Here is a 24,457-nt window from a genome sequence, read left to right as displayed (position 1 = left end):
CCGCTGCTCACCGCCGGTTTATCACGGTGCGCCGACGGCCCGTCCGGCCGTAGCCTCCGGGCATGACGAGCATGACGAGCCCGATCACCCCGACGTACCCGCCCAAGCCGTCCCCGGGTGACCGGATCGCCGTGATCTCCCCCTCCTCCGGCCTGCCGGCCCTCTTCCCGCTCCCCTACGAGCTCGGGCTGGAGCGGCTGCGTGAGGGGTACGGCCTGGAACCGGTCGAGTATCCGGCGACCAGGACGATGAATGCCACGCCCCGGCAGCGGGCCGACGACATCCACGCCGCCTTCGCCGACCCGTCCGTCAAGGCGGTCATGGCGTCGATCGGGGGTGACGACCAGATCACCGTGCTGCCGTACCTGGACCGGGAGGTGATCCGGGCGAACCCGAAGCCGTTCTTCGGGATGAGCGACAACACCAATCTGCTCGCCTTCCTGCACACCTGCGGCATCGTCGGCTATCACGGCGCGAGCGTGATGGTGGAGCTGGGCCGCCCCGGGGCCATGCATCCGCAGACCGCCGAGTCCCTGCGTGCAGCCCTGTTCACCCGGGGACCGTACGAACTCCGGCCCGCCGAGCGGTGGCGGGACATCGACCGGGACTGGGCCGACCCGGCGACCTTCGCGGCGGAACCCGAGACCCGGCCGGGAAGCGGCTGGGCCTGGGTGAACGCCGGCCGGATCGTCGAGGGCCGCACCTGGGGAGGCTGTCTGGAGATCGTCGCCTGGCTGCTCATGGCCGACCGTGAGGTGGACCACGATCTCTCCGCGTACGACGGCGGGGTGCTGATCCTGGAGACCTCGGAGGACATGCCGAGTGCCGCGGAGGTCTACCGGACGATGCGGAGCATGGGCGAGCGGGGGCTGCTCGGCCGGTTCGACGCCCTGCTGATGGGCCGCCCGAAGACCTGGTCCCTCGACCGTCCCACCGGTCCGGACGAGGCGGCCCAATACGCCGCCGACCAGCGCGAGGCGGTGCTGCGCGCGATGCGCGCCTACGCCCCCGACGCCACGGTCGTCCTCGACGTGGACTTCGGGCACACCGACCCGCAGCTGGTGATCCCGTACGGCGGCACCGTACGCGTGGACGGCCCGGCCCGGCGCATCACGGTCACGTACTGAGCGGCCCGGCCGGTAGGGGGGCGTGCGCGTACGGGGGGGCGTGCGCGCCTACGGGTTGATCGCGAGCTCCAGGTACGCCGCGAACAGCACCAGGTGCACTCCGCCCTGCAGCGGGGTGGCCCGCCCCGGCACGACCGTCAGCGAGGCCACCACCACGGTGAGGGCGAGCAGCACCATGTGCGTGGCTCCGAGGCCGAGCACCAGCGGGCCGGAGAGCCACAGGGAGGCGAGGGCGACCGCGGGGATGGTGAGGCCGATGCTGGCCATGGCCGAGCCCAGGGCGAGATTCATGCTGGTCTGCACGCGGTCGCGGCGGGCGGAGCGCAGGGCGGCGATGGTCTCCGGGAGCAGCACGAGCAGTGCGATGATCACACCGACGACGGCGTGGTGCAGCCCGGCGGCCTCCACTCCCGACTCGATGGTGGGCGAGACCCCCTTGGCCAGGCCGACCACACCGATGAGGGCGAGACCCAGCAGCCCGAGGCTGATCATCGCGGTGCGGGCGGTGGGCGCCTCGGCGTGCTCCTCCGCGGTGATGACCTCGCCGTGCCGGGTGATCGGCAGGAAGTAGTCCCGGTGCCGTACGGTCTGGGTCGCGACGAACAGGCCGTAGAGGACCAGTGAGGACAGGGCCGCGAAGGTCAGCTGGACGGTGGAGAACTCCGGTCCCGGCTTGCTGGTGGTGAACGTGGGCAGCACCAGGCTGAGTGTGGCCAGCGTCGCGACGGTCGCCAGCGCGGCGCCGGTGCCCTCGGGGTTGAAGACGGCCGTGCCGTGCCGCAGGGAGGCGACGAGCAGACACAGTCCGACGATGCCGTTGCAGGTGATCATCACGGCCGCGAAGACGGTGTCCCGTGCCAGGGTCGCGCTCTTGTCGCCGCCGTCGATCATCAGCGTGACGATGAGCGCGACCTCGATGATCGTGACGGCCACGGCGAGGACGAGCGAGCCGAACGGTTCCCCCACCCGGTGGGCCACCACCTCGGCGTGGTGGACCGCCGCCAGGACGGCACCCGCCAGGACGAGGGTCACCAGGGCGACGGCCGCCGCCGGCAGATCACGCCCCCAGGTGAGGACCAGCAGCACGGCAGCGAGCAGCGGCACCAAGGTCGTCCACTGCGCTGCGAGCGGCCTGCGCCGAGCGGTCATGCGGTGATCGTCCCAGAGGCGAGGGGGCCCCGCACTCCGGTCATGCCGGGGTCGTGGATGCGTGCGGCCGGGCTAGGTGAGGTCATGCTCGTCCACCACATCGCAGTTGGTGTACCTCCGTTCGCCGATGCTGAGTGCGTCGAGCCGTTCCGCCATGGCGCTCGTCTCCGGGTCGTCACTGTTGCGCATGGCCTCCTCGAACGAATCGAACTCGATCAGCGCCAGGTAGCGGTGGGGCTTGTCCCGGTCCTTGAGCAGCACGCTGCGGGTCGGGCCGCCGGAGCGGCCGGCGTTGCGCTGCCCTTCCTGAACCTCCCGCTGCATCTCCTCCAGGCGCTCGGTCTCGAAGTCGATGATCTGTACGAACTTCATGGTGTCTCCAGCCGGCCACCGCGTCCCCGGGCCGGGGAACGCGTCTGTGACCAAGCAAGCACCGGGAGCGGAGGTCGGCAATTCGCCGCATTCCGCTCCCGGCGGCTGTGGTTGCGCTGCACGCCGGGCGCGATCAGACGTCGACGCTGTCCTTCGTGGCGTCGCCGCCCTTGTCCTGCGCCGCCTCGGCCGCCGCCTGCTTCTTGGAGGCGCGCAGGCTGGTGATCGTGGTGACGATCAGGACGGAGCAGATCACGCCGAGCGAGACCGGAATGCTGATCTCGGGGACGTGCACCCCGGACTCGTGCAGGGCGTGCAGCACCAGCTTCACGCCGATGAAGCCCAGGATGATCGACAGCCCGTAGCTCAGGTGGACCAGCTTCTTCAGCAGGCCGCCGATGAGGAAGTACAGCTGGCGCAGACCCATCAGGGCGAACGCGTTGGCCGTGAAGACGATGTACGGGTCCTGCGTCAGACCGAAGATCGCGGGGATGGAGTCGAGGGCGAACAGGACGTCGGTGGTGCCGATCGCGAGCATCACGACCAGCATCGGGGTCATGACCCGCTTGCCGTTCTCCTCGATCCACAGCTTGGTGCCGTGGTATCGGTCCGCCACACCGAAGCGGCGCTCGGCCGCCTTGAGCAGCTTGTTCTCCTCGAACTCCTCGTCCTCCTCGTCGGCCCGGGCCTCCTGGATGAGCTTCCAGGCGGTCCAGATGAGGAAGGCGCCGAAGATGTAGAACACCCACGAGAAGCTGGCGAGGATCGCCGCACCGGCGGCGATGAAGATCGCACGCAGGACCAGGGCGATGAGCACACCGATCAGCAGCACGCGCTGCTGGTACTGCGTGGGCACCGCGAACTTCGCCATGATCAGGACGAACACGAAGAGGTTGTCGACACTCAGCGACTTCTCCGTGATGAAGCCGGCGAAGAACTCACCGGCCGGCTGTCCACCCGCGAACAGGAGCAGACCCAGTCCGAACAGGGCGGCCAGGACGATCCAGACGGCCGTCCAGATTCCGGCTTCCTTGATCGACACGTCGTGCGGCTTGCGGCCGATGAAGAAGTCGACCGCGATGAGGGCGGCGAGGCCCACGATCGTCAGGACCCATAGGGTCACGGAAACATCCACTGCGCCTCCGGCAGTCGTAACGGCAAATGTCAGCGTCGTCGCTGCCGGAGGTCTCTTCCACCCAGAATTGGGCCGACGCCCCGGGATCTGGCCTGATCCGTATTGACGGGTACGCCGCAGCAGACAGGGAGTACTCCCCTCCGTGCCGCCAACACTACCCAATCACCAAGAACGAGTAAAGCGCTTGGCAAAAGAACGGCCAAGACCGCAGGTCAGAGGTCTTTACCAATGCTTGGCGCGGGCCGCCGCGACCTGGCTGAGCACCTGCTGGAGCACCTGACTGCCGGGTGGCACGAGCGACGGCTCGTACGTCCAGGCATGGCCGACCCAGGGGTCGGCGAGGTGATCGTCCGCCACGGGCGTCAGTCGCAGCAGCGAACGCCACAGCGGATCGAGCAGAGGTCCGTAGGCCGAGGACTCCTCGCGGTCGGCCACCATCATCAGGTGGACGCCGAAGGCGGGCCCCTCGTCGGCGAGGTAGCGCAGCTGGTTCACGGCACGGTCGTCGAAGCCGTGCGGGAAGTCGTTGACGATCAGCAGCTGCTGCGCGGTGTCGAACCCGGGCGGAAGGGCGTCGGCGGCACCGCCGCGCACGGCCATCTGCACCAGGTCGACCCGCTGGGTGAGCCGGCCCAGCACGTCCGCCACCCCGGCGGCACCCACCGCCGGCGGGCCCGCCAGCACACCGGTCTGCACCAGCGGGGCCAGGGCCTGCGCGCCGGCGCCGGCCGGATCGACGACATGGACGGTGAACTCGCCGGCCGGGTAGACGGCGAGCAGCCGGGCGGCGTGCGCGACGGCCGTCTCCATGGCCAGACGCCCCATCGCGTGCGTGTCCGTGAGGGACCCGTCGGCGGACGGCACCCGTCCGCTGTCGATCCACAGCCCACGCTCCAGCGGCAGCCGGACCAGCATGGGGATGCGGATCTCCTCCGCCTCGGGGAGGTGCAGGTCGCCCAGGCGCAGGGCCATCGGGATCTCCATCGGCACCCGGTAGGCGTGCCAGACAGGGTTGTCCCAGCGGGCGTACGCGGCGGGCAGGGCCGGCTCGACGACGTCGGCCTCGGCCTTGAGCTGGGCGAGGTCCCGGTCGAGGGCCTCCCTGGCCTGGTCGACGAGCTGGGCGTGGCGGGCCCTGGCCGTCTCGCGGGCAGCGTCGCCCTGCCCGCCGATCCGGTTGCGCGGGTCCGACAGGACCTGCTCGAGCTCCTTGTCCATGCGGGACTCGGCGAAGTCGACGGCGCTGCGGTAGGCGGCGGTGGTGCGGGCCAGGTCCTCGAACATGCCCCAGACCTGGTTGTAGAGCCGCTCGTCCAGGGACCAGCCGGTGGCGTCGCCCGCGACGGGACGGGCGGGCTGCCCGGGTGGGGCCGGGGGCGCGGCCGGCGGGGGCGGCGGCGGTGCGGCGTTCTGCCGGCCCGGGTGGCTGTAGTCGATGGGGCCACCGGCCGGGGGCGCGGACGGCTGGGTCACCGAACTCGGGTCGGGTGTGCTCCCCGCGTACGGGTGCTGCGGTGCGGGCTCCCCCGGCGCGCCGGGCAGCTGACCGTCGTACGGGGACCTCGGGGGGACCGGGCCGGGCTGGGGTGCGGTGCCTCCGTGGTCGGGGCCGAGGGCGGGGGCCGCGGTCTGGCGCGAGCGGTCGCCGTCCGCGGTGCGCGGGGGCGGTGCCTGCACCGAACGGGCCAGTCCCTGGGCGACCGCCTCGTTGATGTCGGCCGCGAGCTGCCGGGCCTGGGGCAGGCCCTGGTCGGTGAGGAGTTCGGCGAGGCCGCCGGCGTAGCCCTGGCCGACCGCGCGCACCTTCCAGGCGCCCTGCCTGCGGTAGAGCTCCAGGGCGACGACGGCCGACTCGGTGTCCAGGCCGGTGAGGGTGAAGCTGGCGATCTCGGTGCCGTCGAGGCCGGTGACGGCGGTGAAGGGGGCGGCGACGGCCCCGAAACGGGTCGGGCCGGCCCCGCCCGTGGGCAGGGCGAGCAGTACGCCGACCCGGTGCACGGCCTCCGGTACGGCGTCCAGGTCCACCGCGAGGCGATGCGCCGCGGCGGCCTGCCGGGAGACCTCGAGACCCGGCTGGGTGGGTGCGCCCGGGTGGGCGACCCACTCCACGCCGTGGATCCGGCCGTTCTCGTCGCTGAGCGCGGCCGCGGCCACGATCGGCGTGCCGGCCGAGATCCGGATCTCGAGACGGGCCTGGGAGAGCGGGTGGTTCTGCCCCCGCACCAGCTCGGCCGTCATCGCCTTCGTCCCCCTGTGTCGTTGTGTGGTGTCGGGTGCTGCCCGCCGGCCGGGGCCGGCGTGCCCTCAGAGGAGCGGCAGGATCGCCGGCATCAGGTCCTGGAAGGTGCGGCCGTTGGCCGGGTTGCCCAGGGCCGTCATCGTCCAGCCGCTGCCGGAGCGGTGCACCTTGGCCATGATCTGCGCGGTGTACTGGCCGCCGCCGGCGAGCGTGTAGCGGGCGAGCTCCTGGCCGTTGGTCTCGTCGACCAGGCGGCAGAACGCGTTCTGCACCTCCTGGAAGGTCTGTCCCGTGAAGGAGTTCACGGTGAAGACGATCTGGTCGATGTGGACGGGGATCCGCGCGAGGTCGACGAGGATCGCCTCGTCGTCGCCGCCCTGCCCGACACCGCCGACGAGGTTGTCACCGGTGTGGCGCACCGAGCCGTCGTCGCTCACGAGGTGGCGGAAGAAGACCACGTCGACCGGCTGCTTGTCGGCGAACAGCACGGCGGAGGCGTCGAGGTCGATCTCACGCGTGCGCGAGCCGAACAGGCCGCGCCGGGGAGCCGCCTGCCAGCCGAGACCCATGCGTACCGCGGTCAGGCTGCCCCCGTCGTTCTTCTGCAGACTGATGGCCTGACCCTTGGTCATGTTGACGGTCACGCGCTGATTCCCCTCTCGAACGTCCCCTGTTGCCGCGCGGTCGCGGTTGACCAGAACCCTACGCAGGGGCACTGACAGTGACGTAGCCCCGGACGTACTTTGTGTCGGTCTTGCAACACAGCACGTACAGGGCACGCCGTCAGGCCAGGCCGGCCTCCTTCATCTGACGCAGTTCCTTCTTCATCTCGGATACCTCGTCGCGCAGCCGGGCCGCGATCTCGAACTGGAGGTCCGCCGCGGCGGCCCGCATGCGCGTGGTGAGTTCCTCGATCTGCTCGGCGAGTTCGGCCGCGGGGCGGTCGGTCACCGCCGGCTCGGCCGCCTTCCCCTTGCCCTTGGCGGACTTCGCCGACGCGGTGGCCTTGCCGAGGGCAGGCACGGGCGCCTTCGTGCCGCCGCCGTCCTTGCGGGACTTGCGGTAACCCGACCCGAGGAGCTGCTCGGTGTCGATGTCCTCGCGGGCGATCTGCGCGACGATGTCGTTGATCTTCTTGCGGAGGGGCTGGGGGTCGATGCCCTTCTCCGTGTTGTACGCGATCTGCTTCTCGCGGCGGCGGTTGGTCTCGTCGATGGCCTTCTCCATCGCCGGGGTGATCTTGTCGGCGTACATGTGGACCTGTCCGGAGACATTGCGCGCGGCGCGGCCGATGGTCTGGATCAGGGAGGTGCCCGACCGCAGGAAGCCCTCCTTGTCGGCGTCCAGGATCGCCACCAGGGACACCTCGGGCAGGTCGAGTCCCTCCCGCAGGAGGTTGATGCCGACCAGCACGTCGTACTCGCCGGCGCGCAGCTCGCGCAGCAGCTCGACGCGACGCAGGGTGTCGACGTCGCTGTGCAGGTAGCGCACCTGGATGCCGAGCTCCAGGAAGTAGTCCGTGAGGTCCTCGGCCATCTTCTTGGTGAGGGTCGTGACCAGGACGCGCTCGTCCCTCTCGGTGCGCTGCCGGATCTCGTGCACCAGGTCGTCGATCTGGCCCTCGGTCGGCTTGACGACGACCTCCGGGTCGATGAGGCCGGTGGGGCGGATGATCTGCTCGACGTAGCCGTCCGCGCGGGACATCTCGTAGGTGCCGGGGGTGGCCGAGAGGTAGACGGTCTGGCCGATGCGCTCCTGGAACTCCTCCCACTTCAGGGGGCGGTTGTCCAGGGCGGAGGGCAGCCGGAAGCCGTGGTCGACGAGGGTGCGCTTGCGGGAGGCGTCGCCCTCGTACATGGCGCCGATCTGGGGCACCGTGACGTGCGACTCGTCGATGACGAGGAGGAAGTCGTCCGGGAAGTAGTCCAGCAGGGTGTTGGGCGGGGAGCCGGGCAGGCGGCCGTCGAAGTGCATCGAGTAGTTCTCCACGCCGGAGCAGGTGCCGATCTGGCGGAGCATCTCGATGTCGTAGGTGGTGCGCATGCGCAGACGCTGGGCCTCCAGGAGCTTGCCCTGCTTCTCCAGCTCGGCCAGGCGCTCGCCCAGCTCCTTCTCGATGTCGTTGACGGCCCGCTCCAGGCGCTCGGGGCCCGCGACGTAGTGGGAGGCCGGGAAGACGTAGAGCTGCTGGTCGTCGCTGATGATCTCGCCGGTGAGCGGATGCAGGGTGGACAGCGCCTCGATCTCGTCGCCGAACATCTCGATGCGGACGGCGAGCTCCTCGTAGACCGGGAAGATCTCGATGGTGTCGCCGCGGACGCGGAAGGTGCCGCGGCTGAAGGCCATGTCGTTGCGCGTGTACTGGATGTCCACGAAGCGGCGCAGCAGCTCGTCCCGGTCGATCTCCTCACCGACGCGGAGCGGGACCATGCGGTCGACGTACTCCTGCGGGGTGCCCAGGCCATAGATGCAGGACACGGAGGCGACCACGACCACGTCCCGCCGGGTGAGCAGCGAGTTCGTCGCAGAGTGGCGCAGTCGCTCGACCTCCTCGTTGATCGAGGAGTCCTTCTCGATGTAGGTGTCCGACTGCGGGACGTAGGCCTCGGGCTGGTAGTAGTCGTAGTACGAGACGAAGTACTCGACGGCGTTGTTCGGCAGCAGCTCGCGGAACTCGTTGGCCAGCTGGGCGGCCAGCGTCTTGTTCGGCGCCATGACGAGCGTGGGGCGCTGCAGCTTCTCGATCATCCAGGCCGTGGTGGCGGACTTGCCGGTGCCGGTCGCACCGAGCAGGACGACGTCCTTCTCGCCCGCCTGGACGCGCCGGGCGAGGTCGGCGATGGCCGCGGGCTGGTCGCCACTGGGCTGGTAGGGACTGACGACCTCGAAGGGCGCCACCGAGCGTTCGATCTGTGAAACGGGCCGCATGGCATCAACGGTACGACCCCCCACTGACAACCGGCTCTGATCAGCGTTTCTGCGGTGCGCGGGCGCTCCGGTGCTCCACGGGGCGGTGGGGGCGCAGACGCAGGCGGCGGGCGGAGTGCCGGACGGTGGCGCGGGGGTGGGCGGGGACGCCGGGCTTGCGCTCGGGGGCGACGACGGCGGGTCGGCCCATGACCATCATCGGGTCGAACATCACCACGACCCCGGCGAGCAGGAGGAAGGCGAGCGGGCCGATCATCATGGGGGCGAGCAGGGCGGCGGGCGACTCCCCCGCGACGGCCCCGGTGGTGCCGTGCAGGTGGACGTCGAGGGCGGCCATCCCGGTGTAGTGCATGCCGGTCACCGCGAGGCCCATGACGAGGCTCGCGCCGACGCTCCACAGCCATCCCCTGACCTGGCCCGCCGCCCACAGGGCCGCGGTGGCGGCGGCCATGGCGATCGCCACGGACAGGCCGACGGTGAGGGTGTCGTACTCCAGCCGCCCGCGCAGTCGCATACCGGCCATGCCGAGGTAGTGCATGGAGGCGATGCCCAGGCCGGTGAGCGTGCCGCCGGTGAACAGGGCCGTTCCGCGGGCGCCCTTGTAGCCGACGATGAAGATCCCGACGCCCACCATCACGATCGCGACGGCCAGGCTCGCGAAGGTCATCGCCATGTCGTAGTGGATCGGGCTGCCGTGGACGGTGAAGCCCATCATCGCGACGAAGTGCATGGTCCAGATGCCGGAGCCGATGGCGGCCGAGCCGAGGGCGAGCCAGCCGGGGCGCCAGGACTGGGTGACGAGCATGGATCTGGCGGTGCACCGCAGGCCCAGTGCCCCGCCGAGGCAGGCCATGAGGTAGGCCACCAGGGGTGTGACCAGACCGTAGCTGAATCCGTCGACCGTGCCCTGCATGCGCGGCTGCCCTTCCCGCCGTTTGCTTCCCGCAATACCTGATGTGCGCCCCCTCCCAGGACCGCACGGGCGGTCAGGGTCGACGCGAAGAGTATGACTCCCACCGGAATGGTCGAACGACTTTCCGGCAAAGAAACACGGCCCCGCCGCAGTTGTGCGGTACCAGTGAGCGGAGTTGGGCCCCCTCTGTTCAACGCGTGGCCATCTCGCGCCCCTCTGTCGGCGACTCTCTGCTGTCACAGTTGTGCTGTCCGTGATGTCGCCGACCGCTCGACACGAGGAGTACGCATGCACGCGCGCGTTGTCGCCGCTTCGACCACAGCACTCCTGGGGACCGCCGCCCTCCTCTTTCCCCCCTCCCCCGCGCGGGCCGCCGACGACAGTCCGGTGCCCCTGGTGATCGCGCACCGGGGGGCTTCCGCGTACGCCCCGGAGAACACGCTGGCCGCCGTGGACAAGGCGGCGGAGCTGGGCATCCGCTGGGTGGAGAACGACGTCCAGCGCACCAGGGACGGTGAGCTGGTCGTCGTGCACGACGACAATCTGCGGCGCACCACCGACGCCGAGGAAGTGTTCCCCGACCGCGCGCCGTGGAAGGTGAAGGACTTCACCGCCGCGGAGATCGCCCGCCTCGACGCTGGCAGCTGGTTCGATCCCGCTTACGCGGGCGCGCGCGTGCCGACGCTGGAGCAGTTCGTGGACCGTCTGGAGCGCCGGCACCAGAAGCTGGTGCTGGAGATCAAGAACCCGGAGCTGTATCCGGGCATCGAGCAGCAGACGCTGAAGGTCCTCAGCAACGAGGGCTGGCTGGACCGGTCGCACGTGTCGGCGCGGCTGATCGTGCAGAGCTTCAGCCCGGACAGCGTGCGGACGGTGCACGAGCTCAGGCCCTCGGTGCGGACCGCGGTCCTCGGGACACCGCCGGTGTCCGGCCTGCTCGACTACGCCCGCTTCACCGACCAGGTCAACCCTTCGGTGAGCTCGCTCTCGCCGGCCTATGTGGCCGCGGTGCAGTCGTTCACCGGACCGCACGGCCGGCCCTTGAAGGTCTTCGTGTGGACCGTCGACGACGCGACGACGGCCCGCCGGTTCGCCGGGTACGGCGTCGACGGGATCCTCACGAACCGGCCGGACGTGGTGCGGGACGCCGTGGGCGGATGACCTGGCGTCGGCCCTCCGTCCTGCGCGGTCCGGCGTTGTCGGTGGCGCGACGTACGGTGGGCGCATGGACAGTCAGGGGCAGGCCGGGCCACGGGTGGAGTGGACGGTCGTCGAGAGCCGTATCGGGCCGTTGCTGCTGGCCGCCGGCCGGGACGGCCTGGTCAACGTCGTCTTCCACGCCACGGCCCCGGTCCGGGACCGCGCGGTCGAGCGACTGGCGTCGCGGCTGGGCACCGAGCCCGTCGAGGCACCGGATTCCCCCCTGCTGGCCGAGGCGATACGCCAGTTCGACGCCTACTTCGCCGGTGAGCGGCGCGTCTTCGACCTGCCGCTGGACTGGTCGCTGATCTCCGGCTTCCCTCGCGAGGTGCTGCGCGAGCTGGCCTGCGGCGTCCCGTACGGCACGGTCGTGGGGTACGGCGATCTGGCCGGACGGGTCGGGCAGCCCGGCGCCGCGCAGGCCGTCGGGATGGCGATGGGCGCCAATCCGCTGCCCGTGGTCGTCCCCTGCCACCGGGTCGTCGAGAGCGGCGGCGGCATCGGAGGCTTCGGGGGCGGCCTGGAGACCAAGCGGCAGCTGCTCGCCCTGGAAGGGGTGCTTCCCGAGCCGCTGTTCTGAGCGAGCGCGGGCGTGGTCAGTCGTAGTGGCGGGCCTCCAGGACGCTGCCGTCCGGGTCGCGGAAGTAGAAGCTGCGCGTGGCACTGCCGCGGGCGCCGAAGGAGTCGTACGACGGGTCCGAGACGGGGACCGAGCGTTCCCGGAGCCGGCCGAGGAGGGCGTCGAAGTCGCCGCGCGGCAGGGACAGGCACACGTGGTTCACGGGGTGCCCGGCGCTCTCGACGGAGCCCGGCAGCATCGTCATGCGGGGGGTGAAGGTCAGCGGCATGAGGTCGAGGAGGGTCTCGGCGTTGACGCGTACCGACGGGAAGGGCACCTCGCCGGCGGTGAACTCGGCCAGCCGCACCGGTTCCAGGCCGACCGCCTCCTCGTAGAAGCGCGCGGCGGCGACGGGGTCGCGCACCCAGAGGACGACGTGGTCGAGACGCGGCGTGTGATCCGTCATGCGTCCCAGACTCCTGATCGCGAGGGCGGCTCGCAAGGGCGCGGCCTTGGATCCGAGGGCTCGGACGCCGGGCGGGGGCCGGCAGTCGCGCGCGGGGGCCCGGCGTGCGTGGCGGACCCGCCCGGACGCGGGGGTTTGGCCCGGGGCGCCGCTCGCCAGAGATGAGGGTGAACCGACTGGCCGACTGACAGGAGGCGGGCGCGTGGTGCTGGTGGTGTCGGAAGAGGTACGGGCGGCGATCGAGGAGCGGCGTCCCGTGGTGGCCCTGGAGTCCACGATCATCGCCCATGGCCTGCCGCGGCCGCGCAACCTCCAGGTCGCGCTGGAGCTGGAGTCGGTCGTGCGGCAGGAGGGCGCGGTACCCGCGACGATCGCCGTACTGGACGGACGGCCCCGTGTCGGACTCGACAAGGAGCAGCTGGAGCGGGTCGCCAACGAGGACGGCATCCGCAAGCTCGGCCACCGTGACCTGCCGCCGGCGGTGTCGTCGGGTGCGAGCGGGGCGACCACGGTGTCGGCCACGGCCCTGCTCGCCGCTCTGGCGGGCGTGCGGGTGTTCGCGACGGGCGGGCTCGGTGGGGTGCACCGGGAGTGGACGGTGACGCAGGACGAGTCGGCCGACCTGGGGTTGCTGGCGCGCACGCGGGTCACCGTGGTGTGCGCCGGTGTGAAGTCGATCCTGGACGTGCCGGCGACCCTGCAGCGGCTGGAGACGCTGGGCGTCACGGTCGCCGGGTACGGCACGGACCGCTTCCCCGGCTTCTACCTCTCCGACTCGGGACATCCCGTCGACTGGACGCTGCGGACGCCCGAGGAGGTCGCGGGCGTGATGCGGGCCCAGGACGGGCTCGCCGGGCCGGATTCCGCGCTGATCGTCGCCAACCCCGTCCCCGAGGAGGAGCAGCTCGACCCGGAGCTGCACGCGCGCGTGCTCGCGGACGCGCTGCACGCCTGCGAGACCGAGGGCGTCACCGGGCAGGCGGTGACCCCGTTCCTGCTGGACTACCTGGTCCGGCACACCGACGGGGCGTCCCTGAGCGCCAACCTGGCGGCGGTGCGCGGCAACGTGCGCCTGGCGGCCCGGATCGCGGCGGCCTGGGCGCGGGGATGAGCGCAGCCAGCCGCTCGGCGGCGTGTGGCGTCGGTGGCCTGGGCCCCGGCACCGGCCCCACGAAGGCCGAGGCGGTCGGTGCCGGCGCAGGGAATCGCGCTGAGGGGCGGGCTCTGCTGGTCGTCGGGGACGTCATCACCGATGTCGTCGCGCGGCACCGCGGTCCGCTGGCGGCCGGTACGGACACGGCCGCGTCGATCCGCACGGTGCCGGGCGGGGCCGGGGCCAACGTCGCGTGCTGGGCGGCTCACCAAGGAGCGGCCGACGTGCGCCTGGTGGGTCGCGTGGGCGCGGACGCGGCCGCGTGGCACGAACGGGAACTGGTCGCCCGCGGGGTGCGTCCGCAGCTCGTCGTCGACGCCGATCTGCCCACCGGCACCGTGATCTGCATGGTGGACGCAAGCGCCGCGGCGGAGCGGACGTTCCTGACGGACAGCGGCGCGTCACTGCGGCTGGACGCCGCCGACTGGTCGGACGGGCTGCTCGACGGGGTGGCCCGGATGCACCTGTCGGGCTACCTCCTGTTCTCCGAACCGAGCCGGGCGCTGGTGGCGGTGGCGCTGCGGGCCGCACGCGCGCGGGGAGTGCCGGTGAGCGTGGATCCCGCGTCGGCCGGCTTTCTCGCCGGTCTGGGCCCGGCGCGGTTCCTGTCGCTGGTCGACGGCGTGGACGTGTTGCTGCCGAGCCGGGACGAGGCGTGCCTGCTGACGGGGCTGGGTGACGCGTCGGACGCGGCGGCCGAGTTGAGCCTGCGCGTTCCGCTGGTGGTGATCAAGCAGGGCTGCGAGGGGGCGCTCGTGGCGCGTGCGGGAAAGGTGACCGCCCGCGTCCCGGCCGTACCGGCGGCGCCCGTGGACACCACGGGTGCCGGTGACGCGTTCACCGGTGGGTTCCTCGCCGCCCTGCTGGCGGGAGCCGGTCCGCAGGACGCCGCGGCGCAGGGGTGCCGGGCCGGTGCGCTTGCGGTGGCGCGGGTGGGTGGCAGACCGCCGGCGAGCGGGTGAGGTGCGGCTCCGCACGGTCGCGTGCCGAGGCGACGCGCGCCCCGGCGCATCTCCCCGCCGCCCACCCGGCTACGGCTTGCGCCCCCACGCCGAGATCATCGGAGCCGTCGTCAGGTCGAGCGTGCCGGAGGTGACGTTCGACAGGTGCCGGTCGATGTCCTGCTCCGTGGCGAGGCCGGCGCCGACGAGCTGGTCGCGGATCTGGCGCATGGTGACGGCCTCCAACGCGGCGCAGGCCGGCGAGGCGAGCGGGAAGTAGGCGTCGGCCTGGACGCGGCTCAGTCCTGCCTCACGCAGGAGGCGCGGGAGGGTCCGGCCGCAGGGGAGGTCGGTGCCGCGCTCGGCGAGGAGCGTGCGGAAGCCCTGGCGCAGCCGGTTGGCGAGCTGCTGTTCGGGCCCGTGCTCGTCGGGGCAGGGCAGGGGCTGCAGAGCGGGGTCGGCGTCCTCGACGAGGAGGCGTCCGCCGGGGCGCAGCGCCCTGACCATGGACCGCAACGCCCGCTCCCGGTCGGTGACGTGGACCAGGGCCAGCCGGGCGTGCACCAGGTCGAAACCCTCCCCGGGCGGCTCCTGTGCGCCGAGTTCGTGCACCCGCACCTCGACCGGCGGCCGGGCGGCGGAGGCGAGCCGTGCGGGGTCGGTGTCCGTCGCCACGACGCGTCCGGTCGGGCCGACCTTCTTGGCCAGCCAGGAGACGACGGTGGTGCCGGCACCGACCTCCCAGCACCGCCAGCCCGACCCCACGCCGAGGGCGTCGAGCTGCCGGAACGTCGTGGGATCGAAGAGGGCGGCGAAGGCGCTGAAGTGCTTCACCGCCTCGTGCTTCCGGTCGTCGAGGACGTGTCCGTCGGTTTGCGTCATGCCGGGATCATCCCATTTGAGGCGACTTGTCGTACCGGTCGACGCTCCGGGACGGAGAACCGCGTGGCACCCGCCGGACGTCGAAGCGGTCAGTGCGCCAAGGTCGTCACGCCGGTGCGCCAGAGCCGTCACACCGGTGCGCGAGAGCCGTCACGCCGGGGCCACGGCCGCTGCGACCTGGCTTTCCACAGCCGGGAACCAAGCGGAACGAGCCGTATCCACAGGCTCGCACACCGTTCGCCCGAGGCTGGCAGACTGGCGCGCCAAGGCGCAGGACGGCGCGAGAAGTCCACGCAAGGAGATCCGGATGTCCATGGCAGGGAATCTGCGGAAGGTCACGAGCCTCGGCAGGGTCGGCGGCCTGCGCAAGGTGGCCCGTCTGGCCCGGCGGCGTCCGCGTGTCGACCTGAGTCACCCCGCGCGGTCCCCCCTGGGCTCGTCGGTGGTCAACTGCGTGACGTACCGGGACGGCGTGCGCGTCACCGCGAGCGGCGATCTGGTGGAGACCGTGGAGCGGGTGCGCAAGCACCGGGAGGGATTCGTCTGGCTCGGTCTGCACGAGCCCACGGACGCCGAGTTCGCGGGCATCGCCGAGCTCTTCGACCTTCACCCGCTGGCGGTGGAGGACGCGGTCGAGGCCCACCAGCGTCCGAAGGTGGAGCGGTACGGCGAGACACTCTTCGCGGTGTTCAAGACGGTCTGCTACGTGGAGCACGAGCAACTCACCGCCACCAGCGAGGTGGTGAACACGGGCGAGATCATGGTGTTCGTCGGGCACGACTTCGTCGTCACCGTGCGGCACGGCCGGCACGGCTCACTCGGGCCGTTGCGCGAGGAGCTGGAGTCGCGACCGGAGCAGCTGGCCAAGGGTCCGTCCGCGGTGCTGCACGCCATCGCGGACCACGTGGTGGACGACTACCTGAGCGTCACCGACGCGGTGCAACAGGACATCGAGCAGGTCGAGACGGACGTCTTCGCGGAGACCGGGGCGCGGGCGGACCCCGGGCGCATCTACCAGCTCAAGCGGGAACTGCTCGAACTGAAGCGGGCGGTGGTGCCGCTCAGCCGGCCGCTGGAGGATCTCGCCACCCGGCCGCAGCGGGTGGTGGACCCCGAGATACAGGCGTACTTCCGCGATGTGGCCGACCACCTGCTGCGCGCGAAGGAGCAGATCGCCGCCTTCGACGAACTGCTCAACTCCATCCTGCAGGCGCACCTCGCGCAGGTCACGGTCGCGCAGAACGAGGACATGCGGAAGATCACCGCCTGGGCCGCGATCATCGCCGTGCCGACGATGGTGTGCGGGGTGTACGGCATGAACTTCGACCACATGCCGGAGCTGCACTGGCGGTACGGCTACGGCATGGTCCTCGCCGTCATATCCGTCGCGTGCCTGGCGCTGTACCGGACGTTCCGGCGCACCGGCTGGCTCTGACCGGAGCACGCTGCGGGGTGCTCCGTCAGCCGCGACGACGAGGGTTCCCGGGTGGCGCCCCGCCCAGGGCGTGCCCGCCCGGTTGATGCTTCGCAGGGAGCGTCCGGGCGCGGGGCGGGTCAGGCCGTGGTGGTCCTGGCGTAGACGCTCTCCGCCCAGGCGGCCATCTGGCCGTCCGTCAGGTGCCGGGCCAGGTCGGCCTCGCTGATCATGCCGACCAGCCGCTTGTCCTGGATCACGGGGAGCCGGCGGATGCGGTGTTCCTGCATCTCGTGGAGCACCTCGCTGACATCGGCGTCCGCGTCGATCCAGCGGGGCGTGCCCTTGGCCAGGTCGCCGGCGGTGACGCGGGCGGGGTCGTGCCCCGCGGCCACGCAGCCGACGACGATGTCGCGGTCGGTGAGGATGCCGCACAGTCGCTCGTTCTCGTCGCTGATGGGCAGGGCACCGACGTTCAGCTCGCGCATGAGCTGGGCCGCGCGGTCGAGGGTTTCGTGCGCGGGGATCCACTGGGCGCCGCGGTGCATGATGTCTCCGGCGGTGGTCATGAGCTGCCTCCCGGTGCCGGACGGCCGGTGCGGCGCGGGACACGCCGCGAGTCCCGGCCCTCCATTCTCGCCGCGCCCCGACGTGCCCGCACACGGAGCCCGTCGGCGCGCCCGCCCGCTCGCTCGCGCTCCGGAGGCCGGGGACGTCTCGCTCGGCCGGTGACCGCGACACGGCAACGGTGGGGCGGATCCGCTCAGCCGCCCCACGCGGGGTGCCGTGGGTCGTCCGCCCTCACCAGGACGTCCGCCGTGTGGACCGGGTCGGTCTCCTGCTCGTAGCGCTCGAAGGCCGGGAGGGTCCAGTGCTCGTCCTCGGGAGTACGGCGGCGCAGGGCGCCCGGGGAGAGGAGGACGTGGACGCTCAGATCGAAGGGGAACCAGTGCCGAAGGAGGAAGGGGCCGTGCAGCAGCAGGACGCCGCCGGGCGGGAGTTGGACGTAGGGGGTGCGTGTGGCGCGGTCGGTCGCCGGGTCCCACAGGTCGGGCAGGACCCGCCCGTCGCCCGCGGCTTCGAGAGGGCCGAAGACCTCGCGCCACAGGGCGCCGGTGTCGTACCAGCCGCCGTAGTAGGCCTCCACGTCCCGGTGGCCGTACTCCAGACGCACGGAAGCGGGGCGCAGGAAGCCCTCCGTGCCGACGACGAGCGAGGGACGGCCGCGTACGCGCAGCGCCTCGCCGACGCGCCGGGCGAGGTCGCCGGGGCGGGCCGCGGGGGCGCCGTCGAAGGCGATACGCGGCCAGGGACTGCCGTCGGCGGGCTTCAGTTCGAGCAGGCGCTCGGCGAGCAGGTCGCCGAGCCGGTCCCAGGTGATCGCTTCCAGTCGCACACGGCCCATGATGCGTCAGGGAGCGGCAAGGGAGGTGGCGCGGACATCACCGGCCCCCGCGCGAGGGAGCGCGCTCCTTGGGCGGCCGGGAGGGCGGCGGCCACGTCGCCCCCCGTGATCGGCCGGCTCTCGTGCCGTGGACGTGGTGGGCGCCGCGTCAGAGGGAATGAACTCCTCATGGTCCCCCGCGTGACGCTCCCGCCCCTCGGCGGACTGGTCGCCTTCCAGCCGCTCAAGCGGCGGTACTGCGCCGAGTGCCGGCGCGGCCCGCTGCCGCTGCTCGCCCTCGAGGAGGGTGCCCCGCGCTGTCTCGACTGCGCCGACCTCGGGCATCTGGTGTTCCTGCCGAGCGGCGACACGGCGCTGACGCGCCGGGCCCGGGAGGAGAGTTCGCTGTCGGCGGTGGTGGTGCGGTTCAACCGCCGCAAGAACCGCTACGAGCGGCAGGGTGTCCTGGTCGAGGAGGCGGCGCTCGCCCGTGCCGAGCGGCGGTGCCTCGCGGACGCCGAGGCCCGGCGTCGGCGCCGTATACGGGACGCGCGGCGGCGGGCGGCCCAGGACGCGTTGTTCGCACGGGCGTTCGCGGCGGAGATCGTGCGGCTGTTCCCCGGGTGCCCGGCCGAGCGGGCGCTGGCCGTCGCCGCGCACGCCTCGGAGCGGGGCAGCGGCCGGGTCGGCCGCAGTGCGGCGGGGCGGGCGTTGTCTGAGGAGGCGGTGACGGCGGCGGTCGTGGCCTCCGTGCGGCATCTCGACACGCCGTACGACCGGCTGCTGATGAGCGGGGTGCCGCGGCAGGAGGCCCGGCGGCGGATCGCCCCGGTGGTGCAGACGGTGTTGCGGGGCTGGTCCGGGGCGGGGCTGGGTTCGGCTGGGTGAGGTCGGGCCGCACCCGACGGCCCGCCCTCGCCCGCCCTCGGCCACCCCCAGCCCCCTCACGCCGCCCTCACCCGCCCTCACCCGCCTTCGCCCGCCTTCGCCCGCCGCAGGCTCGCGCACGCTCACGCGTCGTCGGGTGGTGGACGCTCGCGCATGGCCCTGCGCCGCTCGGCCATGGCCCCGGGGAGCCGTCAGGCCATTCACTGGTGTGCGGGCGGATCGGAGCGGACGGCATCCGCCCCGACGGGTGGGAGAGGACATGATCGACGGACCGTACGTCGCGCTGACGGTGCTGACGGTGCTGGGAGTGCTGGGGACGGGTCTGGTGGCCGGGGTGTTCTGCGGCTTCTCGACCTTCGTCATGCGGGGTCTCGCGGCCCTTCCGCCGGAGCGGGGAGCCGCGGCGATGCAGGCGATCAACGGGGCGGCGGTGCGACCGCCCTTCATGATCGTGTTCCTGGGCACGGCCGTGCTGTGCGCGGTGATCGCCGTCGTGACCTTCGTGCTGCGGCCGGAGCGGGGAGCGGTGGAGCTGCTGGTGGGCAGTGCGCTGTATCTGCTCGGTTCGTTCGGACTCACCGCGGCGGCGAACGTGCCGCGCAATGACGCGCTGGCCCGGCTCGACCCCGGGTCGCCCCGGGCGGCGGCGTACTGGCCGGTGTACGTGCGCGAGTGGACGCGGTGGAACCACCTCCGCACCCTCGCCTCGGCGGGAGCGGCCCTGTCGTACGTGCTGGCCCTCACCTGAGCGCGCACGGCGGCGGGCACCGGGGCGGACGCGGACGTATCGTGGCGAAAGGAGCGCCGCCCGACGACGCACGGCCTGTCACCCCGCGCACGCAAGGAAGACGGCCATGGCCGATCCCAAGGGTTTCCTGACCACCCCCCGGCAGGACTGGCCGCGCAGGCCGGTGGAGGAACGGGTGCGGGACTGGGACGAGGTGTGCGTCCCCGGGGCGCTGCTGCCGATCGTCGGCGGGCAGGCCGGCCGGTGCATGGACTGCGGCATCCCCTTCTGCCACGACGCCTGCCCGCTGGGCAACCTGATCCCGGACTGGAACGACCTGGTGGCACGGGGGGACTGGCGGGCGGCCGCCGACCGGCTGCACGCGACGAACAACTTCCCCGAGTTCACCGGCCGATTGTGTCCCGCGCCGTGCGAGGCGGGCTGCGTGCTGGCGATCAACCAGCCGGCCGTCACGATCAAGAACGTCGAGTGCGCGATCGCCGACCGGGCCTGGGAGGAGGGCTTCGCGCCGCCGAGGCCGCCGGAGCGGCTGTCCGGCAGGACGGTGGCGGTGATCGGCTCGGGCCCGACCGGCCTGGCCGCGGCCCAGCAGCTGACCCGGGCCGGGCACACGGTGGCGGTGTACGAGCGCGACGACCGGCTGGGCGGGCTGATGCGGTACGGCATCCCCGAGTTCAAGATGGAGAAGCGCCATCTGGACCGGCGGCTGGAGCAGATGCGGGCCGAGGGGACCAAGTTCCGTACGTCGACCTCGGTGGGACGGGACATCGGCGCGGACGAGCTCCGGACCCGTTACGACGCCGTGGTCGTCGCCACGGGCGCGACGGCGTGGCGCGAACTGCCCGTGCCCGGCAGGGAGCTGACGGGCGTCTGCCAGGCCATGGAGTACCTGCCTCTGTCCAACCGGGTGCGCGAGGGGGACCTGGCGGCGTCCCCGCTGTCGGCGGCCGGCCGGCACGTCGTCATCGTGGGCGGCGGTGACACGGGCGCGGACTGCCTGGGCACCGCCGTGCGGGAGGGTGCCGCGTCGGTGACGCAGCTGGACATCTACGCCCTGCCGGAGCGGGAGCGCGACGAGGACGGCGAGCCGTGGCCGACGTACCCGGTGCGGCTCTACCGGCTGTCCGCGGCGCACGAGGAGGCCCGCGACCTGCGCACCGCTCCGCTCGCGGACGCGGACGCCCGGCTGTTCGCGGCGTCCACCCTGCGCTTCGAGGGCGACGGCGGCGGACGAGTGCGCGCGCTGCACCTGGTCGAGGTGGACGCGCGGCGCCGCCCGGTGGACGGCTCGGAGCGCTCGCTCCCCGCCGACCTCGTGCTGCTGGCCCTCGGCTTCACCGGCCCCGACCGGCACGACGGCCTCGTCGACCAGCTGGGGCTGGAGCTGGAGCCGCGCGGGACGATCGCGCGGGACGCGGAGTTCGCCACCAACGTGCCCGGTGTGTTCGCCGCGGGTGACGCGGCCCGGGGGCAGTCGCTCATCGTCTGGGCGATCGCCGAAGGGAGGGCGGTGGCGGCCGCCGTGGACCGTCATCTGACGGGCGCTTCGGTCCTGCCGGCTCCTATCGGGCCGTACGACCGGCCCATGTCGGTCTGAGCCCTCGCTCCCCACCGGACCTCGCTCCCCCACCGGACCCCGCTCCCCCACGGGGCCCCGCTCCCCCCAACCGGGTCCTGCCCCCCCAACCGGGTCCTGCCCCCCCCACCGGGTCCCGCTCACCGCTCGTCCGTGCCTGCCGCCTTCCTGGTGGCCAGGGCCACCCGGTTCCAGGTGTTGATCGCGCAGATCAGGGCGAGGATCTGGGACAGTTCCCGCTCGTCGAAGCGCGCCGCGGCCTCGCTGTGGACGTCGTCGGGGACGCCCGCGTCGGCCACGAGCGTCACCGCGTCCGTCAGGGCGAGGGCCGCCTGCTCGCGCTCGGTGAAGAAGTGACGGGCCTCGCGCCACACGGCCACCATGTGCAGCCGGTCCTCGCTCTCCCCTGCCTTGCGGGCGTCATTGGTGTGCATGTGCAGGCAGTACGCACAGTGGTTGAGGTGCGAGGCGCGGATCTGGATCAGTTCGACGAGGGCGGGGTCGAGCCCTTCCCGGGCGGCGGCGTCGAACGCGATGAGCGCCCGGAAGGCCTTGGGCGCGGTCTTCGCGAACTCGGGCCGGGAAGTGCCGAGTTCGGTGGTGGTCGTGCCGGTGTTCGTCGTCATGTGTTCAGCGTATGGACCGCAAAGACCGGCTGTAGGGTGCATTCCCGTGGTGGATTCATGGGTCAATCGGGCGGAATCGATCGGGTCGGACCTGCATCTGGAGCTGACCGGGCCGGGCGGCCGACGCGCGGCGCTGATCCGTGCGCTGCGGGACGCGGTGCGCGACGGCCGGCTGGCTCCGGGCACGCGGCTGCCGCCGTACCGCTCGCTCGCGGCGGACCTCGGTGTCGCCCGGAACACGGTGGCGGACGCCTACGCGGAGCTGGTCGCCGAGGGCTGGCTGACCGCCCGGCAGGGATCGGGCACGCGGGTCGCGGAGCGTGCCGAACCGCTGCGGCCCGCCGCGCGCACACCGAAGAAGGCACCGCACCGCGCACAGGGCCCCCGGCACGACCTGCGCCAGGGCAGCCCGGACAGCTCGGCGTTCCCTCGCACCGCCTGGCTCGCGTCCTACCGGCGGGCCCTGCAGCGGGCGCCGAGCGAGGTGTTCGGCCCGGGTGACCCCGCGGGGCGTGCCGAGCTGCGGGAGGCGCTCGCCGAGTACCTGGCACGCGCGCGCGGGGTGCGCACGGAGCCCGGCAGGATCGTGATCTGCTCCGGTTTCGCGCACGCGTTGCGGCTGCTGTTCGGCGGGGGCGTCCTGCGCGGGCCCCTGGCCGTGGAGGCGTACGGGCTGGGGTTCCACCGGGAGGCGCTGGCCGCGGCCGGGGTGCGCACGGTGCCGCTCCCGCTCGACGAGGACGGCGCCCGGGTCGACCGGCTGGGGCGCGAGCGGGCCGTGCTGCTCACACCGGCGCACCAGTTCCCGACCGGCGGACCGCTGCATGCCGCGCGCCGGGCCGCCGTGATCGACTGGGCACGCACGCGTGGCGGTCTGGTCCTGGAGGACGACTACGACGGCGAGTTCCGGTACGACCGCAAGCCGGTCGGCGCGGTGCAGGGTCTCGACCCGGAGCACGTGATCCACCTCGGTTCGGTCAGCAAGAGCCTGTCTCCTGCGGTCCGGCTGGGCTGGATGGTGCTCCCGGAGCGGCTGGTCGACGCCGTACTGGCGGCGAAGGGCGAGCGCGAGGCCTGGGCGAGTGTCCTGGACCAGCTGTGCCTGGCGGACTTCGTCGCGTCGGGCGCCTACGACCGGCATGTCCGGCGGATGCGGCAGCGCTACCGTCGCCGTCGGGACCGGCTCGTGGCGGCACTCGCCGGGCACGCGCCGCACATCGAGGTCACCGGCGTCGCTGCGGGGCTGCACGCGGTGCTGCGCCTGCCGCCCGGGAGCGAGGCGTCCGCCGTCAAGGCGGCCGCCTGGCAGGGCGTCGCCCTCGACGGTCTGGCCGCGTTCCGGCACCCGGAGACGGACATGCCGACGGCCGACGGCCTGGTCGTCGGCTACGCGACGCCCTCCGAACACGCCTATGGGCCGGCCCTGGAGGCGCTGTGCGGTGCGCTTCCGCCGCCGTGACCGGGCCCGTGCGGCCGGCGCGGCTGCCTCCGTGACCGGCCCGTACGGCGTGCAGCGCCGCCGCCATGCCCCGGGTGCGTCTACGCCGCCCCCTGACCCGCCCGTGCGGCCTGCACTGCCGCCGTCACAACCCGCCCCTACGCCTGCGCCTGCCACCCCCAGTGACCGGCCCATACGGCCCGCGCTGCCGCTGCCGTGACCCGCCCGCACGCCTGCGCCGTCGCCCCTTGACCGGCCCGTGCGCCTGCACTGCCGCCGCCCACGACCCGCCCGCACACCTGCGCCGCCACCCCCCGTAACGGCCCGCGCGGCGCGCGCTCGCAGTCGCGGCTCGGCCGCCGGCGCGACGGCTACGGCTTGCGCGCCACCGCCCCGTAGCCCGGGATCACCCCGTCGTCCTGCCCGGGCACGGGCTCGCCCAGCTCGGGGTGCCACAGGTGCGGCACCTCGATGCCGGGCTCGACGAGTTCGAGACCGTCGAAGAAGCGGGTGAACTCCGCACGGCTGCGCAGGGCGAGGGTGACACCGGCGGCGCGCAGTTTCTCCGTGGCGGCCGCCGACTCCTCCGGCGTGAAGTCGGAGGTGGCGTGGGTCATCACCAGGTGGCTGCCGGAGGGCAGTGCGGCAAGCAGCCGGCCGACCAGCTCGTGTGCGCCGTCCTCGTCGGGGACGAAGTGCAGCAGCGCGATCAGCGACAGGGCGACGGGCCGGGTCAGGTCCAGTACCTTCCGGGCGCCCTCCAGGATGGCGTCCGGGTCGCGGACGTCGGCCTGGAGGTACTCGGTCGTCCCCTCCTCCGTGCCGCGCAGCAGCGCCGCCGCGTGCGCCAGGACGATGGGGTCGTTGTCGCAGTAGACGACCCGGGCGTCGGGCGCGATCCGCTGGGCGACCTGGTGGAGGTTCGGCTCGGTCGGTATGCCCGTGCCGATGTCCAGGAACTGGGTGACGCCCTTGCCGGCGAGCCAGCGCGTGGCCCGGTGCATGAAGGCGCGGTTGACGCGCGCCATCACCGGCACCCTCGGGTCGAGGGTGAGCATCTGGCGTCCCATCTCCTCGTCGACCGGGTAGTTGTCCTTGCCGCCGAGGTACCAGTCGTACATCCGCGCGGGATGCGGCTTGGTGGTGTCGATCCGCGCGGCCGACGTGGGGTCCTGCCCGGTCATGAGGCACTCCATAAGGCACAGAGGATGGTGGTCAATTCAGCTCCGGCGATTCAGCACGAGAGGGAACTCGAGCGGGAACACGAGCAGCGACACGCGAGGGAACGCAGAAGAGAATTCGGACGAGGGATAAGCCGA

23 protein-coding genes are annotated in these 24,457 nt (G+C 72.5%); 10 read left to right on the top strand and 13 right to left on the bottom strand.

The features are described 5' to 3' along the window. Window positions 1-62: 62 nt before the first annotated feature. Entirely contained in the window at window positions 63-1,127 is a 1,065-nt protein-coding gene (locus ACZ4M5_RS25030) for a S66 family peptidase (RefSeq protein WP_467740060.1), read from the top strand. Between the two features lie 48 nt (window positions 1,128-1,175). Here ACZ4M5_RS25030 and ACZ4M5_RS25025 read toward each other — a convergent pair whose 3' ends face one another. The 7 genes from ACZ4M5_RS25025 to ACZ4M5_RS24995 form a co-directional block, all read right to left on the bottom strand. Further along, a complete protein-coding gene (locus tag ACZ4M5_RS25025) occupies window positions 1,176-2,276 on the bottom strand; it encodes a calcium:cation antiporter (protein ID WP_467740059.1) in 1,101 nt (366 codons plus the stop codon). Between the two features lie 72 nt (window positions 2,277-2,348). Next, complete coding sequence (locus tag ACZ4M5_RS25020; protein ID WP_467740058.1) at window positions 2,349-2,648, bottom strand: hypothetical protein; 300 nt, start codon at window positions 2,646-2,648, stop codon at window positions 2,349-2,351. 133 nt (window positions 2,649-2,781) lie between these two features. Continuing rightward, window positions 2,782-3,783, bottom strand: a complete 1,002-nt coding sequence (locus ACZ4M5_RS25015; RefSeq protein ID WP_467740057.1) for a TerC/Alx family metal homeostasis membrane protein — start codon at window positions 3,781-3,783, stop codon at window positions 2,782-2,784. 222 nt (window positions 3,784-4,005) lie between these two features. Continuing rightward, window positions 4,006-6,021, bottom strand: a complete 2,016-nt coding sequence (locus tag ACZ4M5_RS25010; protein ID WP_467740056.1) for a TerD family protein — start codon at window positions 6,019-6,021, stop codon at window positions 4,006-4,008. A gap of 66 nt (window positions 6,022-6,087) precedes the next feature. Next, window positions 6,088-6,666 carry a TerD family protein gene (locus ACZ4M5_RS25005; protein ID WP_369196340.1) on the bottom strand — a complete coding sequence of 193 codons (579 nt, stop codon included), beginning with the start codon at window positions 6,664-6,666 and terminating at the stop codon, window positions 6,088-6,090. A gap of 139 nt (window positions 6,667-6,805) precedes the next feature. After that, window positions 6,806-8,950, bottom strand: coding sequence for an excinuclease ABC subunit UvrB (gene uvrB / locus ACZ4M5_RS25000; RefSeq protein WP_467740055.1), 2,145 nt, complete (start codon window positions 8,948-8,950; stop codon window positions 6,806-6,808). Window positions 8,951-8,990: 40 nt separating this feature from the next. Next, entirely contained in the window at window positions 8,991-9,863 is an 873-nt protein-coding gene (locus tag ACZ4M5_RS24995) for an MHYT domain-containing protein (protein ID WP_467740054.1), read from the bottom strand. 288 nt (window positions 9,864-10,151) lie between these two features. Between ACZ4M5_RS24995 and ACZ4M5_RS24990 the strand changes: the two genes are divergently transcribed. Then, a complete protein-coding gene (locus ACZ4M5_RS24990) occupies window positions 10,152-11,024 on the top strand; it encodes a glycerophosphodiester phosphodiesterase (RefSeq protein WP_467740053.1) in 873 nt (290 codons plus the stop codon). Window positions 11,025-11,088: 64 nt separating this feature from the next. Next, on the top strand, window positions 11,089-11,643 hold the full coding sequence (locus tag ACZ4M5_RS24985; RefSeq protein ID WP_467740052.1) for a methylated-DNA--[protein]-cysteine S-methyltransferase: 555 nt from the start codon (window positions 11,089-11,091) through the stop codon (window positions 11,641-11,643). A gap of 16 nt (window positions 11,644-11,659) precedes the next feature. Here the strand turns inward: ACZ4M5_RS24985 and ACZ4M5_RS24980 are convergent, their stop codons facing one another. Then, on the bottom strand, window positions 11,660-12,088 hold the full coding sequence (locus tag ACZ4M5_RS24980) for a VOC family protein (RefSeq protein WP_467740051.1): 429 nt from the start codon (window positions 12,086-12,088) through the stop codon (window positions 11,660-11,662). Between the two features lie 202 nt (window positions 12,089-12,290). Here ACZ4M5_RS24980 and ACZ4M5_RS24975 point away from each other — a divergent pair, with 202 nt between their 5' ends. Beyond that, complete coding sequence (locus ACZ4M5_RS24975) at window positions 12,291-13,199, top strand: pseudouridine-5'-phosphate glycosidase (RefSeq protein WP_467740050.1); 909 nt, start codon at window positions 12,291-12,293, stop codon at window positions 13,197-13,199. Beyond that, a complete protein-coding gene (locus tag ACZ4M5_RS24970; protein ID WP_467740049.1) occupies window positions 13,196-14,203 on the top strand; it encodes a carbohydrate kinase family protein in 1,008 nt (335 codons plus the stop codon). The genes ACZ4M5_RS24975 and ACZ4M5_RS24970 overlap by 4 nt, the downstream gene beginning before the upstream one ends. Before the next feature lie 69 nt (window positions 14,204-14,272). Here ACZ4M5_RS24970 and ACZ4M5_RS24965 read toward each other — a convergent pair whose 3' ends face one another. Next, a complete protein-coding gene (locus ACZ4M5_RS24965) occupies window positions 14,273-15,064 on the bottom strand; it encodes a methyltransferase domain-containing protein (RefSeq protein WP_467740048.1) in 792 nt (263 codons plus the stop codon). Between the two features lie 307 nt (window positions 15,065-15,371). Between ACZ4M5_RS24965 and corA the strand changes: the two genes are divergently transcribed. Continuing rightward, window positions 15,372-16,499 carry a magnesium/cobalt transporter CorA gene (gene corA, locus ACZ4M5_RS24960; protein ID WP_467740047.1) on the top strand — a complete coding sequence of 376 codons (1,128 nt, stop codon included), beginning with the start codon at window positions 15,372-15,374 and terminating at the stop codon, window positions 16,497-16,499. A 119-nt stretch (window positions 16,500-16,618) separates the two neighbouring features. Here corA and ACZ4M5_RS24955 read toward each other — a convergent pair whose 3' ends face one another. Continuing rightward, window positions 16,619-17,047 carry a CBS domain-containing protein gene (locus ACZ4M5_RS24955; protein WP_467740046.1) on the bottom strand — a complete coding sequence of 143 codons (429 nt, stop codon included), beginning with the start codon at window positions 17,045-17,047 and terminating at the stop codon, window positions 16,619-16,621. A gap of 194 nt (window positions 17,048-17,241) precedes the next feature. Then, on the bottom strand, window positions 17,242-17,883 hold the full coding sequence (locus ACZ4M5_RS24950) for a nucleoside/nucleotide kinase family protein (protein ID WP_467740045.1): 642 nt from the start codon (window positions 17,881-17,883) through the stop codon (window positions 17,242-17,244). A gap of 168 nt (window positions 17,884-18,051) precedes the next feature. On the opposite strand from ACZ4M5_RS24950, the gene ACZ4M5_RS24945 reads away from it, so the two are divergent. From ACZ4M5_RS24945 to ACZ4M5_RS24935, 3 genes are all read left to right on the top strand, one after another. Continuing rightward, a complete protein-coding gene (locus tag ACZ4M5_RS24945; RefSeq protein ID WP_467740044.1) occupies window positions 18,052-18,750 on the top strand; it encodes a DUF2293 domain-containing protein in 699 nt (232 codons plus the stop codon). A gap of 259 nt (window positions 18,751-19,009) precedes the next feature. Next, a complete protein-coding gene (locus tag ACZ4M5_RS24940) occupies window positions 19,010-19,498 on the top strand; it encodes an anthrone oxygenase family protein (RefSeq protein ID WP_467740043.1) in 489 nt (162 codons plus the stop codon). Between the two features lie 106 nt (window positions 19,499-19,604). Then, complete coding sequence (locus ACZ4M5_RS24935) at window positions 19,605-21,095, top strand: glutamate synthase subunit beta (protein WP_467740042.1); 1,491 nt, start codon at window positions 19,605-19,607, stop codon at window positions 21,093-21,095. A gap of 119 nt (window positions 21,096-21,214) precedes the next feature. Here the strand turns inward: ACZ4M5_RS24935 and ACZ4M5_RS24930 are convergent, their stop codons facing one another. After that, on the bottom strand, window positions 21,215-21,700 hold the full coding sequence (locus tag ACZ4M5_RS24930; RefSeq protein ID WP_467740041.1) for a carboxymuconolactone decarboxylase family protein: 486 nt from the start codon (window positions 21,698-21,700) through the stop codon (window positions 21,215-21,217). A 46-nt stretch (window positions 21,701-21,746) separates the two neighbouring features. Between ACZ4M5_RS24930 and pdxR the strand changes: the two genes are divergently transcribed. After that, the gene (gene pdxR / locus ACZ4M5_RS24925) at window positions 21,747-23,159 is read left to right on the top strand and encodes a MocR-like pyridoxine biosynthesis transcription factor PdxR (RefSeq protein ID WP_467740040.1); all 1,413 of its coding nucleotides are present in this window, start codon (window positions 21,747-21,749) and stop codon (window positions 23,157-23,159) included. 350 nt (window positions 23,160-23,509) lie between these two features. Here the strand turns inward: pdxR and ACZ4M5_RS24920 are convergent, their stop codons facing one another. Beyond that, window positions 23,510-24,322 carry an SAM-dependent methyltransferase gene (locus ACZ4M5_RS24920; RefSeq protein WP_467740039.1) on the bottom strand — a complete coding sequence of 271 codons (813 nt, stop codon included), beginning with the start codon at window positions 24,320-24,322 and terminating at the stop codon, window positions 23,510-23,512. Between the last annotated feature and the right edge of the window lie 135 nt (window positions 24,323-24,457).

The sequence above is a fragment of the Streptomyces sp. NPDC026246 genome (assembly GCF_055567995.1).
The sequence above is the reverse complement of the archived record's forward strand: the minus strand, read 5'-3'. Positions and strand labels throughout refer to the sequence as shown.